The 2,823-nt window shown below is 73.8% G+C and carries 2 protein-coding genes and 1 pseudogene; 1 reads left to right on the top strand and 2 read right to left on the bottom strand.

All coding sequences use genetic code 11. The annotated features are described in order from the left end of the window. Positions 1-92: 92 nt before the first annotated feature. Together ABZ318_RS39395 and ABZ318_RS39390 are read right to left on the bottom strand one after the other, a co-directional pair. The gene (locus ABZ318_RS39395; RefSeq protein WP_356907220.1) at positions 93-614 is read right to left on the bottom strand and encodes an FAD-binding protein; all 522 of its coding nucleotides are present in this window, start codon (positions 612-614) and stop codon (positions 93-95) included. Positions 615-838: 224 nt separating this feature from the next. Further along, on the bottom strand, positions 839-1,810 hold the full coding sequence (locus ABZ318_RS39390; protein WP_356907219.1) for an alpha/beta fold hydrolase: 972 nt from the start codon (positions 1,808-1,810) through the stop codon (positions 839-841). A gap of 315 nt (positions 1,811-2,125) precedes the next feature. Here ABZ318_RS39390 and ABZ318_RS39385 point away from each other — a divergent pair. Then, positions 2,126-2,823, top strand: a pseudogene (locus tag ABZ318_RS39385) (hypothetical protein); the annotation flags it as partial.

Genomic DNA, 2,823 nt, shown 5'->3' with positions numbered 1-2,823 from the left:
GGGCGCGGCCCCGGCCCGCGGCCGGTGGGGGGGCGCCGGCCGCCCCCGCCCGGTGGCGCGGGGCCGCACGAGCATGCGGCCGATGCCGTGCGTCAGCCCGCGGCAGGACTCATGAGGCCGCGGGCAGGATGTCGTGGTTGGAGCGGAACAGATTGGCCGGGTCGTACTTCGCCGACCCAACCCGTGTGCAGGTCGGCCTCGGCGACGAAGGCCTCCAGGATCTCGGGGGTCACCGGCAGCACCATCATGCCGCCGTACACGCCGTCGAACCGGTGCAGACGGAACTCGAAGCGGGTGACCACCCCGAAGTTGCCGCCACCGCGGAGGGCCCAGAACAGGTCGGGGTGGTGGTGCTCGTCCACCAGCAGCAGTTCACCGTCGGCGGTGACGATCTCCGCGGCGAGGACGTCGTCGATGGTCATGCCGTACTTGCGGGACAGGTCGAGGACGATGCCCCCTTCGCAGACGCTGTGCCCGGCCGGGCTGTGTCCGCCGCCGCGGACCGCCAACTCGAGGCCGGTCTCCCGCGCCAGCGCCACGACGGCCGCGACCTGGTCGGCGTTCCCGGGGCGCAGGATGACGGCGGGCTTGCGGTCGATGTCGCCCGCGTACACGGCGCGCGCTGTTTCGTACCCGGCATCACCAGGCCTGATGATCTGCCCGTACTGCTCATCGGTGAGGTCACCGATCGAAAGGGGATTCCGCAGGCGTTCCGAGGCGGGAAGCGCTCCGGACGAAACGCCGTGTGCTGCCGGTTCGAGCGGCCGATCCGGGGCGAACTCCGGGGGAGCCGCCCCTCGTGTCTGCGGTGCCTCCTCGTTCCCGCCGGGCCCCTCCGTTACGGAAGGCAGGAGGGGCGCTGGGCGTGTGCCGGGTCGAGGGCGTCGAGGACGAGCCGGGTGGCGGTGGGGTCGTAGCTGATGTCGGTGTGCTCGGTGAGTGACAGCGGGCAGTGGTCCTGCACCACCTGGTTGACGACGTTCGGGGCCGGTCGGAGGAAGGACGAGGCGTACGGGGTGACGACCTCGTCGTAGCGGGTGGCGATCACCGTGTAGGAGACGCCCGGCAGCGTCTCGCCGCCCTCGTTGAGCGCCGTCACGAAGTCGGAGCCGGTCACCTGCTGGGCACAGGCGGGGCAGGAGGCGCCGAGGAGCGCGTCGCCGCCGGGGAAGGCGCGGGCGAGCAGCCCGAGGCCCCAGAGCGAGGTGCCGTGGTTGGTGGGCGACAGGGCCACCAGGTGGGCGGTCTTCGCCGCGCCGCCGAGGTGACGCAGGTAGTAGCGGGGCATCAGGCCGCCCTGCGAGTGGCCGACGAGGTCGACCCGGTCGGCGCCGGTCGCAGCTCTGACGCGGTCGACGAACGCGGCCAGCTGACCGGCCGAGGTGGGGATGTCACCGGTCGCCATGAGGGGACCCGAGCCGCTGCCGCCGTAGTTGAGCGCGAAGACGCAGTAGCCCTGCTCCTTCAACTTCGGGGCGAGGCCCGCCCAGTTGGCGTACCGGTTCTCGAAGGTGCCGTGGACGAGGACGACGGGGCGGGGGTGGGCGGCGGTCGGGCGGCAGGCCCAGTCGTCGGCGCCGCTCGGCACCGCCGTGGGGTGGAGCAGGGAGTAGCCGAGGGCGGCGGGGAAGCCGTCCTGGGGCGGGCCGACCGGGTCGGCCTGCTCCGTCGACGCGGCGACGGACGCGTCCGTGACGGGGCTCGCCCCGGCGGTCGTGGTGCCCACGAGGCCGAGACAGGCCGCGGTGACGAGGCCGGACAGGACGGCCAGCGGACGGGGCGCGGTGCGGCGGACCCTGCGGATGCGCATGGGGTGATCTCCTCTGCCGTACGGGGGCGGGGAGCGCGGGCGGCCTCGACGTCTTGGTCACAGGGGCGAGACACGGAAGCTACCGGCGCGTAACGTCGCTTCCACGTTCGCGTCGGCGGCCGGAGCGCCACCAGCGCGGACCGCGGCCGGAGCCGGAAGGTGTCACGGGCGTGACTGTTTTCCCGGACGGCCCCTCACCCCGCACAGTGCCGTCCCCGTCCGCCCCGCCGCCGACCCCGTCCCGTCCCGTTCCCCTCCTCGCCACCCGCCGTCCACCCCGTCCGCCCTCGCCCCCGCGCCCCACGGAGGTCTCCGATGGCTTCGCCGCCACCGTCCGCCGATCTGTTCGTCCGTCGGCCCTGGCACGAACTTCCCGTCCTGCTGGCCGAGTTGATCCGGCCTCGGATCGACGGGATCGTCGCCGAGATGGGCGAGGCGATCCGGGCCGAGATCCCGGCCTACCGCCGCCCTCTCGACTCGGCCGTCGGCCGTGACCTCACGGCGGCGATCCGCCGGGCGCTGTGGCAGTTCACCGAGCTGATCGAGAACCCGGACGGCGCCCAGGACCACCACACGGGCCACTTCCGGCACCTGGGCCGGATCGAGTTCCTCGGCGGCCGGACCGCCGACGGCATCCAGGCGGCCTTCCGGGTCGGCGCACGGGTCGGCAGCCGCCGGTACGCCGAGATCGCCCAGGAGGCAGGGCTGCCTCCGCAGATCGTCGTACCCCTCCACGAGGCGGTCCTGGTCCACATCAGCGCCCTGTCGAACGAGGCGGTGAAGGGCTTCCTCGCGGCGCGGCACCGCTCGGAGGGCGAGTTGCGCCGGGCCCGCCGGGTCCTCGCCGACCGGCTCCTCGACCCGCCCAAGGAGGCCCGGGACGGCGGGAACGGCCGGGACCCGGCGCTCGGACAGCTCGCCGGGCTCGGCGATCCGGATCTGGCCGGGACGGTCGACGACGTGCTGACCGAGCACGCGGACGTCTACGCGGACAACGAGCTCGACGACTTCGT

Source organism: Streptomyces sp. NPDC006197 (genome assembly GCF_040613865.1).
Classification (GTDB): domain Bacteria; phylum Actinomycetota; class Actinomycetes; order Streptomycetales; family Streptomycetaceae; genus Streptomyces.
The sequence above is the reverse complement of the archived record's forward strand: the minus strand, read 5'-3'. Positions and strand labels throughout refer to the sequence as shown.

Bases quoted from the DNA above. Each gene is read 5' to 3' on its own strand.
- ABZ318_RS39390 (WP_356907219.1), bottom strand. From the start codon at position 1,810: ATGCGCATCCGCAGGGTCCGCCGCACCGCGCCCCGTCCGCTGGCCGTC.